This is a genomic window from Roseivirga spongicola (assembly GCF_034376045.1).
Lineage (GTDB): Bacteria > Bacteroidota > Bacteroidia > Cytophagales > Cyclobacteriaceae > Roseivirga > Roseivirga spongicola.
In genome coordinates, this window is sequence record NZ_CP139724.1 from 2,684,578 (window position 1) to 2,697,834 (window position 13,257).

The 13,257-nt window shown below is 40.3% G+C and carries 16 protein-coding genes; 11 read left to right on the forward strand and 5 right to left on the reverse strand.

Annotation, left to right across the window (positions count from 1 at the left end; translation table 11 throughout):
* Positions 1 to 39: 39 nt before the first annotated feature.
* Positions 40 to 1,404: an NAD-dependent succinate-semialdehyde dehydrogenase gene (locus T7867_RS11935; protein WP_068224873.1), complete on the forward strand. Its 1,365-nt coding sequence runs from the start codon at positions 40 to 42 to the stop codon at positions 1,402 to 1,404.
* Here the strand turns inward: T7867_RS11935 and T7867_RS11940 are convergent.
* Positions 1,401 to 2,165 (reverse strand): YdcF family protein, encoded by a 765-nt coding sequence (locus T7867_RS11940; RefSeq protein ID WP_068224875.1) that lies wholly within the window; start codon positions 2,163 to 2,165, stop codon positions 1,401 to 1,403. The two genes, T7867_RS11935 and T7867_RS11940, sit on opposite strands and share 4 nt — an antisense overlap.
* Positions 2,166 to 2,312: 147 nt before the next feature.
* On the opposite strand from T7867_RS11940, the gene T7867_RS11945 reads away from it, so the two are divergent.
* The 6 genes from T7867_RS11945 to T7867_RS11970 all read left to right on the forward strand — a co-directional run bounded on the left by T7867_RS11945 (position 2,313) and on the right by T7867_RS11970 (position 6,335).
* Positions 2,313 to 2,825: an RNA polymerase sigma factor gene (locus T7867_RS11945; RefSeq protein ID WP_068224877.1), complete on the forward strand. Its 513-nt coding sequence runs from the start codon at positions 2,313 to 2,315 to the stop codon at positions 2,823 to 2,825.
* Positions 2,812 to 3,576, forward strand: a complete 765-nt coding sequence (locus tag T7867_RS11950) for a HEAT repeat domain-containing protein (RefSeq protein ID WP_068224879.1) — start codon at positions 2,812 to 2,814, stop codon at positions 3,574 to 3,576. Before T7867_RS11945 ends, T7867_RS11950 begins: the two co-directional genes overlap by 14 nt.
* A 79-nt stretch (positions 3,577 to 3,655) precedes the next feature.
* Complete coding sequence (locus T7867_RS11955) at positions 3,656 to 4,432, forward strand: DUF4097 family beta strand repeat-containing protein (RefSeq protein ID WP_157717726.1); 777 nt, start codon at positions 3,656 to 3,658, stop codon at positions 4,430 to 4,432.
* A 58-nt stretch (positions 4,433 to 4,490) separates the two neighbouring features.
* Positions 4,491 to 5,225 (forward strand): hypothetical protein, encoded by a 735-nt coding sequence (locus tag T7867_RS11960; protein WP_068224885.1) that lies wholly within the window; start codon positions 4,491 to 4,493, stop codon positions 5,223 to 5,225.
* Between the two features lies 1 nt (position 5,226).
* Complete coding sequence (locus T7867_RS11965) at positions 5,227 to 5,916, forward strand: DUF4097 family beta strand repeat-containing protein (protein WP_068224887.1); 690 nt, start codon at positions 5,227 to 5,229, stop codon at positions 5,914 to 5,916.
* A 146-nt stretch (positions 5,917 to 6,062) separates the two neighbouring features.
* Positions 6,063 to 6,335 (forward strand): hypothetical protein, encoded by a 273-nt coding sequence (locus T7867_RS11970; RefSeq protein ID WP_157717727.1) that lies wholly within the window; start codon positions 6,063 to 6,065, stop codon positions 6,333 to 6,335.
* Between the two features lie 59 nt (positions 6,336 to 6,394).
* On the opposite strand, the gene T7867_RS19675 is transcribed toward T7867_RS11970, so the two are convergent.
* The 3 genes from T7867_RS19675 to mltB are packed head-to-tail and all read right to left on the reverse strand — an operon-like array spanning position 6,395 to position 7,897.
* Positions 6,395 to 6,703, reverse strand: coding sequence for a type II toxin-antitoxin system RelE/ParE family toxin (locus T7867_RS19675; RefSeq protein ID WP_068224890.1), 309 nt, complete (start codon positions 6,701 to 6,703; stop codon positions 6,395 to 6,397).
* Between the two features lie 11 nt (positions 6,704 to 6,714).
* Positions 6,715 to 6,909, reverse strand: a complete 195-nt coding sequence (locus tag T7867_RS11975; protein ID WP_068224892.1) for a hypothetical protein — start codon at positions 6,907 to 6,909, stop codon at positions 6,715 to 6,717.
* A 25-nt stretch (positions 6,910 to 6,934) separates the two neighbouring features.
* Positions 6,935 to 7,897, reverse strand: coding sequence for a lytic murein transglycosylase B (gene mltB, locus T7867_RS11980; RefSeq protein ID WP_068224894.1), 963 nt, complete (start codon positions 7,895 to 7,897; stop codon positions 6,935 to 6,937).
* 98 nt (positions 7,898 to 7,995) lie between these two features.
* Between mltB and T7867_RS11985 the strand changes: the two genes are divergently transcribed.
* The gene (locus T7867_RS11985) at positions 7,996 to 9,174 is read left to right on the forward strand and encodes an aminotransferase class V-fold PLP-dependent enzyme (RefSeq protein ID WP_068224896.1); all 1,179 of its coding nucleotides are present in this window, start codon (positions 7,996 to 7,998) and stop codon (positions 9,172 to 9,174) included.
* 254 nt (positions 9,175 to 9,428) lie between these two features.
* Here the strand turns inward: T7867_RS11985 and T7867_RS11990 are convergent, their stop codons facing one another.
* Complete coding sequence (locus T7867_RS11990; protein WP_068224898.1) at positions 9,429 to 10,004, reverse strand: helix-turn-helix domain-containing protein; 576 nt, start codon at positions 10,002 to 10,004, stop codon at positions 9,429 to 9,431.
* A gap of 70 nt (positions 10,005 to 10,074) precedes the next feature.
* On the opposite strand from T7867_RS11990, the gene T7867_RS11995 reads away from it, so the two are divergent.
* Genes T7867_RS11995 through T7867_RS12005 form a run of 3 tightly spaced genes read left to right on the forward strand, consistent with a single transcriptional unit; the run spans position 10,075 to position 13,182 of the window.
* A complete protein-coding gene (locus tag T7867_RS11995; protein ID WP_068224900.1) occupies positions 10,075 to 10,767 on the forward strand; it encodes an HAD-IA family hydrolase in 693 nt (230 codons plus the stop codon).
* Position 10,768: 1 nt separating this feature from the next.
* Positions 10,769 to 12,067 (forward strand): DUF5690 family protein, encoded by a 1,299-nt coding sequence (locus T7867_RS12000; RefSeq protein WP_068224902.1) that lies wholly within the window; start codon positions 10,769 to 10,771, stop codon positions 12,065 to 12,067.
* Between the two features lie 5 nt (positions 12,068 to 12,072).
* Entirely contained in the window at positions 12,073 to 13,182 is a 1,110-nt protein-coding gene (locus T7867_RS12005) for a TIGR03364 family FAD-dependent oxidoreductase (RefSeq protein WP_068224903.1), read from the forward strand.
* Positions 13,183 to 13,257 lie beyond the last annotated feature (75 nt).

Genomic DNA, 13,257 nt, shown 5'->3' on the forward strand with positions numbered 1-13,257 from the left:
TAGTCGTAACAAATAAGTCCGCTCGGTACTTTTATAGTTATGGCATTTAAATCAACTAATCCGTTTAATAATAAAGTCGAAGCAGAATTCGATGAACATTCCGAAAACTATGTGCAATCGGCAGTAGAAAGAGCTGATGGCGCTTTTCATACATGGTCTAAAGAGTCATTTTCCTATCGGTCTAAGCTTTTTAAATCATTAGCTAAATACCTTAAAGACAATAAAGAACACCTAGCAAGTCTTATGACTTTGGAAATGGGGAAGATAGCCTCAGAGGGAGTTTCTGAAGTAGAAAAGTGTGAATGGGTATGCGAGTATTATGCAGATAATGCTGAAAAATTTCTAAAGGACGAACTTTTGGAAAGCGATGCTAGTAAGGCTTTTATTAGCTATGAACCGTTAGGATGTATTCTGGCTGTTATGCCTTGGAATTTTCCTCTATGGCAAGTTTTTAGATTTGCAGCACCTACTCTAATGGCTGGAAATACAGGTGTTTTGAAGCATGCATCTAATGTACCTCAATGCTCACAAGCTATTGAAAAGGCGTTTATCGAATCTGGTTTTCCTGTAGGGGTCTTTCAAAGTTTATTGATAGGCTCTGATAAGGTAGAAGCACTAATAGATGATGATAGAATTAAGGCGATAACCCTCACAGGGAGTGAAATCGCTGGTTCAAAAGTTGCCGAATCTGCTGGCCGCAATATCAAAATCTCAGTATTAGAATTAGGTGGGAGCGATCCATTCATTGTGTTGTCAGAGGCGGACTTAGAAAAGACGGCTCGCACGGCTGCAAAAGCACGAATGATTAATTGTGGTCAGAGCTGTATAGCCGCAAAGCGCTTTATTGTGGTTGAAAGAATTTATGAAGAATTCTTGGCCAAATTTGTGGCGTATATGAAAACCTATCAACCAGCAGATCCAAGCCTAAAAACTACCAATTGCGGTCCTATGGCTTCTAAAAAGTTTGCCGATGATTTGCTGAAGCAAGTAGAAGAATCTGTAGAAAATGGAGCTGAAGTTGTATTGGGTGGTCAAAGGGTAGAGGGTGAAGGAGCATTCTTTCAGCCGACTATTTTAGCCAATGTTCAGCCAGGTCAGCCTGCTTATGAAGAAGAGATGTTTGGTCCTGTAGCTTCTGTTATCAAAGTTAAGGATATGGAAGAGGCTATTAAGGTCGCGAACGATTCTCGCTTTGGTCTCGGAGGTTCGGTTTGGTCTGAAGATAAGGACCAAGCATTAGAGGTCGCTAGAAAAGTAGAAACAGGCGCTATGTTTATCAACTCAATGGTGGCGTCTGACCCGAGATTACCTTTCGGTGGTATTAAAAAATCTGGCTACGGCAGAGAGTTGTCACATTTAGGAATTCGAGAATTTGTCAATAAAAAGACGATCGTAATTGACTAAATGTAGCCCATAAGTTTATACGTAGCCAAGCCAACCCATTCTTTAAAAAGTATTTCCCATTTATCTATGGCGTTGGCTCTTGGTATTATTACATCATCAAAATTGAGAGTTGGTCTATCTGTCAAATAGCCAGCAGGAAAAGTGTCAAAGGTTATGCCTTCTTTCTCAAGGCATAACCTAGATCGCTTCATGTGGAAGGCTGAAGTAACTAGTAGATATTTCTGACCTGCAAAGTCTCTCCTTAATATCTCTGCTGTCTTTACTGCATTTTCATGAGTGTTGACTGCATCTGGCTCTACTGTTATTACTGTGTCTGGAACTCCTGCCAGCATTAAGAACGACTTCAGTCTGTCTGCTGCTCTGCTGTTTTCTACTTGTTCAAAACCCAGTCCACCACTTACTAAAATGTGTTTTACTTTTCCTTCTTTGTAGAGCTGGAGTGTGTGGGTAATTCTATCGGCTCCATTATTAAAATACACCCTATCTCTTGGGGTTTTACTGCCTTTAGTTACTCCAGAAAAAACAATCGCAACATCGTAATTTCCGATTTCCGAGAACGGGACTGGCTCATATTCCCACCAAAGCATTACCCTATTCGCAATGTATTGATTAGAAAAAAGTGTGAGAAGGCCGAGGGCTAGCCAAAAGCAACGCTTCCTCCATTTCTTATTCTTCCATAGAACAGAGACCAGAAATAGACCAATAATCCAAGTTAAAGGTCGAACGAAAAAAGCGAGTATTTTAGAGAGGATGAAAAACATAGCTATTCCTAAAGCGAAAATAATCTCAAATATTTTATAAACCTTATCTTTTGATAATCAGGTAGATGTGTTTGTGTTGCGATGTGTTTTCGAAATAATTTTTCATCGCCTGTAATGACTGTTGTATCATCTCGTCTATAGAACTGAATGGAGTTGCAAGAATTTAAAACTAAGGTTTTACCACTAAAGGATAGACTTTTCAGAATAGCAGTGCATTTGCTAAAGTCTGCCGAAGAAGCTGAAGATGCGCTTCAAGATGTAATGGTAAGGCTCTGGGATAAACGAGGGCAGCTTAAAGAATACAGAAGTGTAGAAGCTTTTGCGGTGACAGTCACCAAGAACAGGTGTTTCGATAAACTCAAAAGTAAAAAGCACAAATATCATCTCGATGTACAAGAGCTTGAAGTCGATTCGGGTTTTGAAAGTCCATACAAGAGACTTGAGCTGAGTGAGAGTATGCAGGTGATGATTAGGTCTTTTCAGGAATTGCCTGAACAGCAAAGACTGCTAATTACACTGAGAGATTTAGAAGGCTATAGTTACGAGGAAATAGCAGAGCAGACCGGCCTTCAGGTCAATAATATTAGAGTTGGGCTTTCTAGGGCAAGAAAAGCAGCTAGAGAGGCCTATTTAAAAGTAGCAGATTATGAACAGCAATAAAGACATAGAAATTCTGATCGAAAAGTATTTCAACGGGGAGACTTCTCTGGAAGAGGAAAAGCAACTCCAAGTTTTCTTTCAAGGAGAAGATATTCCCGCTGAATTGAAGTCTTATCAAGATCAGTTTCTTATGAGTGAAACGCTGAAGAAAGTTAGTTCTAATAACTTTTCTGATGACGACCTCTTTGCAAAGCTTGATGCTCGAGAAGAACAATCTAGGGTGGTAGTGATGGAGCCTAAGCGTTCTACTGTACTCACTTGGACATACCGTGTAGCGGCTGCCGTAGCATTAATAATGGTGGGGTTTTGGGTAGGAGGTCGGTTTTCTACCAATGAAGAAGTTAAGCTAATGCAGCAGGAGTTGGCAACACTAAAAAGTCAGTTGCAGAGTAGTTCTGCTAGTGGAAGGCTGCAAGCTGTGAGTAATGTTTCTGGAGTAAAGAAGTCTAATAAAGAAATGATTCTGACACTGGAAGCTGTAATGAAAAACGATCCGAACATGCATGTGCGTACCAAAGCGGTAGAGGCACTGGTTAAGACGGGTAGTAAACAAGAAGTACTTGAGCTGCTCAGTGGAGCCTTGCTTGAGGAATCTGAACCAGCAGTTCAAATAGCAATCATCGATGCGCTGATTGGGTTGGACGAAAGCTCGGCTATTCAATCGCTAGAAAAACTAACTGAAGAGGAGGGTGTGCTCAAAGAAGTTAAGGATGAAGCCTATCTAGGCATCTTCAAACTAAAAGAAATGTAATTAATAATTAAAAAATAAGGACGGTCCAAAAGTTTAAAACTCATCCCGAAACTCGGGGCAAAAAAGTAAAACAATGAAAATGAATAGATTGAACAAAGTAATGATGGTAATGACTTTAGTAGCCATCAGTTTAATGAGCGCTCAAGCTCAAGATTATAAGTTGGCGGTTTCAAACCCATCGGGTAAGACACTCCATGTAAAAGAGGTCAATAATGTAAGGGTAGAGGCTTACGATGGTAACGAGATTCAGATAGAAACTAGTAACAAAGGTGGGCGACCAGAAAGAGCTGAGGGCCTAAAGCCTCTAAGTGCTCGAGGAGAAGATAATACAGGTATTGGTTTGAATGTAACTTCTGAAGGTAGTAGTGTGACCATATTTCAGGCAGCTCGCAGAGAAGATGGTATGTTCAAAATTAAAGTGCCTAAGGGAATGAAGGTACAGATTGAGCATACAGGGCAATATGAAGGCGAAAAGATTGAGGTATACGGTGTTTCATCTGAGCTAGAGATTTCAGGTAGATATAACGATGTATACATGGAAGAGGTAACTGGCCCTGCATTGGTTAATACGGTTTATGGTACCATTGTGGCTAAATTTTCTTCTCTCAGCCAAGTTGGTCCAACTTCACTCGTTTCGGTTTATGACGATGTGGATGTAACCCTACCGGCTAATACAAAGGCTAACATTGTGGTAAAAACCCCTTACGGTGAGGCCTATTCGGATATGGATATAGAGTTCTCCAAAAATGGAGATATGAAGAAGATTAGCTCTACTATTCAAGGAACTCTCAATGGGGGCGGTGTTGATTTAGAGATTAAAGCCTCTTACGACAACGTCTATCTCAGAAAGAAATAAATCTAGAATCCCCAGTGTTAGGTCAGCGCTGGGGATTTTTCATCTTAACTCAAATATCATGAAAAACATCACCACACTTTTACTTCTTTTTCTGTGCGCTAGCCTTTCTTTAGCACAGCAAGTCGAAAAGAATTATCCATTAGCCAATACGGAAAAGCTCTCGCTAAAATTCGAATATCCTGAATTGGTAAAGGTGAGTACTTGGGATAAGCAAGAAGTGCAAATAGTAGCCAAAGTGTTAATCAATGGGCAAGATGGGTCAGAAGATTTTGTGCTGTCTCCTACAAGGAATTCAGGTCAGCTGACAATTTCATCAGAACTGAAAAATCTTGATAGCTATAAACAAAACTATGTTTCAGTTCAAAGTGATTCTGATGAAAATGAGTCGATTATAGTTAGCAGGGATGGATCTACCTATAAGATAGGAAAGGGTTCTAAAACCTATTACAATGGAACTGAGATTGAGGTTTTATTAGAGGTGTTTCTTCCTGAAAATGCCCTCGTAGAAATTGATGCTAAATACGGAATGGTAGAGGTGTTGTCTGCTCCCAAGCAACTGAATGTTTATGCAAAATATGGCGGAGCTGATATCATGATTAAAGAATCGGCATTGAAGAATTTGTATGCTTCAACCAGTTGGGGTCAGATATTCTCCAACCTTTCTTCTAAGGTGTCTGTAGCTGGAGATGATATGCTGGGTAAAAGCTTGGTAGCTGAAATAGATAATGGCAGTGGGGTGAACTCAGTAAAGGTGCAGTCGGAATATGGTAATGTTTTCCTTAGAAAGAACTGATATGAAGACTATTCTAACTGCGTTATTCGTGATGGCTTGTTCTTTTGTGCAGGCTCAAAGCGAGTTATTTGAGAAGAAAGTGAGCTTTAACAATCAGCGTGTAGATATTGATGCTGAATTGGTAGATAAGATTACCATCAGTAATTGGGCTGAAAAGCAAGTGGGGGTAGTGGTAAAATACTCCATCAACGATGGTGATTTGAATGATCTGCTGCAAGTCTCTCTCGATGAGGGTTCAAATCGCATTCGTCTAAAAGTAGAGTTGGACGACAAAAAGTTAGAAGACGGTGGTTACTACAGTTGCGATGATGAAAAAGCCATGAGTTGGGGCAGAAATGGGAAGCAAAATAGAATTTGCTTGGATGTTGTAGTGGAAGTGAAGCTTCCTGCCGATGCTGAATTAGATGTAGAATCTGTAATTGGTGATTTATTCATTGCAGGCACTTACAAAGAGCTATATGCCAAAACTGTCACTGGTGATATAGAGCTAGAATGGCCCGAGAGTCAGGGTGCAGAGGTGGAAATAAAAACCGTAAATGGCGGTATTTATACTAATCACAACTTTCAGATGAAGGAAGATAGAGGCTTGCCTTTAATCAGCTCACATGAAGTAAAAGGCAACTTAGGCAAGGGTGGGAAGTATGTGTCGCTAGAGACAGTAACTTCAGATATTTATTTTAAGAAGAACTAGGTGAAGAAGTGTTAAGCAAGTTTAACCAGTGCTAAAGTTGCTAGGCAATGCAACATTTCGGCCTTAGGCATCATCTATATATTAAACAACTGTAAGTCAGTAACCATTCTGAGCAAGTTGAGTCTAAAGAATAAAGTGTAGTTAGAATGTTTTTCCAACCAATATATTATCCCGAAGCGATGAGCAGCCAAGACAAAGTCACCATTAGCGGTGTGGTTTTTCATGTGGAAGACACCTGCCGAAGTATGTTAAATGATTACCTCAAATCATTCCAACAAAAACAAAAGGATGCTTGGTGCGAAGAGCGATTGGCTGAATTATTATTAGAGGAATTAAATGAAGTTGGAAAACAGATCGTTACAGAAGAACAAGTTCATCACTTGATACAAAAGACAAAACACTTACAAATGCCTGATTAGTTTTTGGTTTGAGATAAATTTAGCATAAAAGTGTTTTCTATCCGGAAGCCCTAAGTCAATTAGGGCTTCTTTTTTATAAGGGCTTCTGAAAATCTGACAGGATCCTGTCGATTGTCCCAAAAGGTAAGAAGAACTATTTCTGAATTTCCAATATGGTAAAAGAGCCGAATATGCTTGTGGATTAATATAGATCTAAAGTCACGATTAAGGTGTTTTTTCCCAATCTCAGGCCTTTTGGCCAGAGAACTGATTCTTGCATCTACCAGCTGTAAAAAATGGTCGGCTACATGGTTTCCCCAAACGTCAATTAAAAATTCATAAACTTGGTTGAGAGATTTTTTCGCAGTGTATGTCCATTTGACTTTCATTGCGTTTCTCTCTACTTAATAACACTTTTAGCGGATGTGTACTCTTCTAAAGGTTCTTCTGCCATAGCTTGTTCTATAATTCTCAGTATAGGTTCTGGGATATCGGAAGGGGTTGATAATAAATATTCGATTGCATCAAGTGTAGGCTCGTCTATATCAGAGCTTACTTTTCTGATTATCTCCAATTTTCTTTCGTCTGTTGACATAATCTTAATTTAATCAAAAAGCTTATCAGTTCATCATCTCCTTCATTTTTTCAGCTAGCTGAAAAACAGCCATGGCATACATTGGGCTATGATTATAGCGTGTGATGACATAAAAATTATCGAAACCGTACCAGTGTTCTTTTCCTTCTTCCATATCCAGGATTACCAGGGTTGCAGGAGTGTTGCCAGATGCCTCAATGCCGGGTTGAATACCCAGTGCTGTATAATCAGAAAGCTTGTTTTTAGGCTTCAGAGATTGCTTATTCAAGTTGGTTACTTTTCTGCTGAAGGTTGCTGTGGCTGCAACGGGTTCGCCTTTCTTCCAACGGTGAACTTTTAAGTAATTGGCAACACTTGCAATAGCATCAGTAGGGTCATTGATGAGGTCTGCAGTTCCGCCTTCATCGAAGCTTTTGGCGTAGGCTAAGTAGCTGCTCGGCATAAACTGAGAGTAACCCATGGCTCCAGCATAAGAACCTTTGATCTCTTTTGGGTCTAGTTTTTCCTTAGAAGTGAGTTCTAGGTATTTCGCGAGTTCTGACCGGAAGAATTTACCTCTTTTAGGATAGCCAAACCCAAGCGTATAAAGTGCATCCAGTACTTTGTAGTTTCCCTTAATTCGTCCAAAGTAAGTCTCAACCCCAATAATGCCCATAATGATTTCTTCATTCACACCAGTTTCTTGTGCAACCTTAGCTACTGTTTCCTTGTGTTCCTTCCAAAACTCAACCCCGGCCTGAGCTCTCTCTTCGGTTATAAATATTTTGCGGTAACGCTCCCAGGTCATTGTGCCTTCCGCAGGCTTGCTAATTTTATCAATGATGTCTTGCTGAAATTCAGCAGCATCTAAGATGTCTTTTACTTCACTCTCACTTATGTTGTTCTTTTTGGCATAATCAGAAATGAAGTCATTAACCTCAGATTGGTTTACCTGTGCTTGTAGATTGAGACTGCCAATAAATAGTAGGAGAGCGAGTAGTTTTTTCATGCTTAGAGAATTTGTTCGAAATATAGTGAAGCCAACGAATGCCCGAAATACATGTTTCTTAAATGGTGACATTCTCTTTAGGTTCCTTAACTTTCAATATGTTTTCAGACAAAGATATTGCCAGATTTAGAGCAGAAACCGATGGAGTTCAGAAAGTCATTCACTTCAATAATGCTGGGGCTTCATTGCCTTCCAATATTGTGAGAGATACAGTCATCGATTTTCTGAAAGAAGAGGCTACAATTGGTGGATATGAGATTCAAATGAAGCGGGCTGATGAACTAGATTCTACCTATGATTCTGTAGCTAGGTTGATTAATGCTCAAAGTAAGGAAATAGCCATTGTCGAAAATGCTACAGCTGCATGGAATGCCGCTTTTCAGGCCATCGATTGGCAAGAAGGCGATGAAATTATCTGCAATAGACCCGATTACGCTAGTAATTACTTGGCTTACTTACATCATCCTAAGAAACCAATCATTAAGGTGATTCCTAATAATGAGAATGGAGATGAAGATTTGGAGGCTTTTGAAAAGCTCTTTTCTGCTAAAACAAAGTTGGTTTCCATCACTCATATGCCTACCAACTCTGGCCATTTAGCTCCAGCAGAGCAGATTGGTGAAATCTGTAAGTCGAAAGGAGTGCTCTATCTGCTAGATGCCTGTCAAACTGTAGGGCAATATCCAATTGATGTAGAGAAGATTCAATGCGATATGCTTTCTGCAACGGGCCGTAAATACCTTCGTGCGCCTAGGGGGACAGGGTTCTTATATGTTCGTGAGTCGGTTTTGCCGAAACTTACTCCTTACACTGTCGATTTACATTCAGCCACTTGGACAGGTGAACAGACTTATGAAATAAGAGAAGATGCACGCAAGTTCGAAAACTGGGAGGGCAATAGAGCTAATCAATTAGGGTTGAAAGTCGCAGCGGATTATGCCTATGAGGCAGGTCTGGAGAATATCTGGCAGCGAGTTCAGGTATTGGCCACTCAATTGAGAGATGGGCTTCGTAAAATGGAACATATTCATCTTCAAGATCAGGGTATAGAACTTGGTGGTATTATCTCTTTCACCGTAGATGGCATGGCAGCACCTGACGTAATGTTTTGGTTGTTAGATAGAGGTATTAACCTTAGTTGGAATGGAGTGCCAAACACTTACTTGGATATGACTGCCAAAGGTCTGAAAGAAATAGTCCGCGCCTGCGTACATTATTATAATACTGAGGAGGAAGTATCTCTATTCCTTAAAGCCATTGAAGAGTTAGGAAGTTGATTCTTAGTTTTCATATTTGTCAACTTTTAAAAGTGACAAATATTCAAGTCAATAGGTTATGAAAAATTAATCATGCTCATCAATTGAAATGTAAAATCTGCTTTTCAATTTATTTTAAATCACTAGTAATCAATTAATTGAATATTAACTCTGTGTGAAAGGAGTTACTGTTTTATTAAAGAATCTTAAGTCGATTTTCTCAAAAAAATCTCTTCCTAATTTTACATATATGAACATTTAGAGAGAAGGCCTTTCTAAATACTTGAGTTCATAAAGTAAGCCTTAAACAGCTTGGCTGGTGTAGTACCGGGGTTTTTAAGAGAATGAGGAATTTGACCATTAAAATAAAGTGTATCTCCCTTCTTCAGATGAACTTTTTCATCGAGAAGACCATAGATAATTTCTCCTTCGAGCAAATACACCAATTCGTACGAGTCATTAGCCAATGGCTTTCTGAAAATACCTGGCAATACTGTTACAGTAACCACCTTAACAGGTTGGCTGTGAATAATTTGAGACATCAGGTTTTCGTAAATGAGACCTTTAGAGTCGTATCTAGATTCTCTTTCACCTTCACCTTTTCGAATCAGAGTAAATGATGCTTCAGGCTCTTCATCCACCGGTTTTACAATTTCAGACAAAGGCTCTTCTAGCGCCTCTGAAATTTTGTAAAGAACAGGCAAAGAAGGCATGGTACGGAAGTTTTCGATTTTCGAAAGTAGCCCTGGCGTTATGCCGCTTTTCTGGGCTACATCAGCAAGGCTTAGCCCTTTCTCTTTACGCACGTTTCGAAGCTTTTTGCCAATGGCACTCAGGATGTCAGATTTCATGTAACGCTCAGGTTGGATTTTTTAAATGTAAGCAAAGGCATGGATTACATGCCGATTATCAGTGTAAAGAATGATTAAAGATACTGTGAAGATGGTGGTGTTCGATATGGCAGGCACTACGATAGATGAAGGAAAAACTGTTTATAAATGCGTAAGGGACGCCTTGTCCGAATATGGGTTTGAGTTTACTCTGGAAGATGTAATGTCTCGAATTGGAGGCATGAATAAGAAGGAGGGAATTGCCCTGCTCATGAAATCTGAAGATGAAAATATCACAGATGAAGCCATTGAAGTTGTTTTTAACTCCTTTATCGGAAATGTTGAAGATGCTTATAAGGCCGCTGACGACTTAACAGAAATAGAAGGTACCACAGAGTTTTTTGAGTTCTTAAAGGCCAATAACATCAAGGTGGTTTTGGATACTGGCTATTTCAGAACTACGGCAGATATACTCATCGATAAGATGGGGTGGGCGAAAAACCAACTCATAGACTTTTCTGTAACCTCAGACGAGGTGGAGTCTGGAAGACCAGCACCCTTTATGATTGAAAAGGCTAAAGCTCACTTTCAAATAGCAGAGTCTTCTCAGGTGGCGAAAGTAGGCGACACTGCTTCTGATATAGCTGAAGGAAAGAATGCCGGATGCTTGGTGATTGTTGGGGTAAGCTCAGACATGTATAGCAAAGCTGACCTGATAGATATGGGCGCTTCTCATGCGGTAGATTCACTTAAGGAGCTGAAAGAAATTTTTGAAACTGAGTGATATGAGTCCGAAGGCATACTTACAGAGGGCAGATCATAAAGTAGTAGCCATTGTTGGGGCGCTTGCCGCATTTGGTACTTACTCCTGCATGTATGCTTTTAGAAAACCATTTACAGCGGCCACTTTCGGTGAAATGGAATGGCTCGGAATCGATTATAAAATCTGGCTCATTTTTGCCCAAACCATAGGATATACCTTATCTAAATTCTACGGAATTAAGTTCATTGCCGAGCGAGGACAAAAGGGTAGAGCTAAAGCTACTTTAGTTCTAATTGCTATAAGCTGGTTGGCTTTGCTGTTTTTTCCGTTGGTGCCAAAGCCCGCCAATATTCTTATGCTTCTTATCAATGGCTTCCCACTAGGTATGGTTTGGGGGCTTGTATTCAGTTATCTAGAAGGTAGAAGAGCCACGGAGTTTATGGGCGCTTTTTTAGGAGTTAGCTTCATTTTTTCTTCTGGCTTAGTGAAAACTGTTGGAGCTGGTCTTATGGTAGACTTTGGTGTTTCGGCTTGGTGGATGCCCTTTCTAACAGGTTTAGTCTTTGTGCTGCCATTGCTTTTGTTCGTCTGGATACTGGATCAAATACCTGCTCCGTGTACCAAGGATATAGCTAGAAAGAATAAGCGAGACACTATGTCTAAGGCAGAGCGATCAGGCTTTTTTAAGCAATACGCCAGTGGCATTTTGCTACTGGTTATTGCCTATGTTTTTCTGACCCTTCTACGAGATGTTCGAGACAACTTCGTAGCCAATATTTGGGTAGAGCAAGGGTATGGTGAGCAGCCAGGAATTTTCACTCAAACAGAGGTGCCGATTTCACTAGCGGTATTGGTAATTATTTGTCTGCTAGTACTTATAAAGGATAATCTTAAAGCATTCATGATCAATCACTTGCTGATTGGTCTAGGGTTCATAATCATTTTTACTAGTTCATATATTTTCTCAATGTCACAGATCGGAGCCCTGCCTTGGATGGTCTTGGTGGGCTTCGGTTTGTACTTAGCTTACGTGCCATTCAACTGCGTCATTTTCGATCGATTTATGGCAGTTTTTAAGAGCAAGGGCAATGCAGGTTATCTGATGTACCTGGCCGATAGCTTTGGCTATTTGGGCAGCATGGGCTTTCTCTTTTACAAAGAGCTAGCAGGCTTCGGAGAAATGTCTTGGACTCAGTTTTTTCAAAATTCATTACTGGTGGTTTCTGTGTTTGGAGTGATTATCACTGCGGGTTCGGCCATTTATTTTAAAAGAAAATATCAACGCCAATCGACTGTAGCAGGTCAATTGGTTTTGAACTGAATACTATGAGTAAGAAAGCAATTGTTGTAGGTGCCGGAATTGTAGGTCTGGCTTGCGCTAGAAAATTAGCCTTGCAAGGCTATAGTATAGAAGTGATAGAGCGAAGCGAAAAAGCTCAGGGCGCATCAGTTAGAAATTTCGGAATGGTTTGGCCTGTAGGTCAACCAAAAGGGGAGAAATATCAAAGAGCGATCAACTCAAGAGCTATTTGGAAAGAAGTTGCCGAAAAGGCCAATATCTGGCATGGCGAAGTTGGTAGTCTGCACATGGCGTATTTGCCAGAAGAGTTGGCAGTAATAGAAGAGTTTGCTTCTGAGAAAAGTCAATATAGTGTACTTAAGCCTTCTCAAATAACTTCAGAAGCTGTGGTACAGAAAGGCCTAAAAGCAGCACTATGGAGTAATGAAGAACTGATTGTTGATCCGAGAGAAGCCATCGCTAAAATTCCAGCATACCTGCAAGAGCAATTGGGTGTTCAGTTTCACTGGAATACCACCGCGGTAGAGGTGAATCATCCATCAGTTAAAACATCGAAAGACCAATTACTTCAGGCCGATTTGATTTTGGTATGTAGTGGTGCGGACTTTGAAACGCTGTACCCCGAGCTTTTCGGGCAGCAAGACATCAACAAATGCAAGCTGCAAATGATGCGTTTGATTAGTCAACCCAACGAATGGAAAATAGGTCCTGCCTTATGTGGAGGCTTAACTCTGGTTCACTATGAAGCCTTTAAGCAAACACCTTCGCATGGAGCGCTAAAGGCATATTATGAAGAAAATCACCCTGAATACCTCAAATGGGGACTAAATGTAATGGTTTCGCAGAATGGAAGTGGGGAGCTAACCATTGGAGATTCACATGAGTATGGTAAGGACTTGAGTCCTTTCAATCAAGAGTTTATAGACCAAATGATTCTGGATTACTTGGCCACTTTTGCTGATTTCAAGGATTGGTCAATCTCTTCTAGATGGCACGGAATATACCCTAAAATGATGAATGGAGCCACTGAATTGGTGCTTCAACCTCAAGAGGGAGTAATGATAGTTAACGGTCTCGGTGGGGCAGGAATGACCATGTCATTTGGCTTGGCTGAGGAAATCCTCAATGAATTGTAAACAAAGACTCAACTCAAAAAAAGAAGGCCTATGTAATAAGGATCGATACTCAAAAAAGAAGTGCCTGTAGGCACT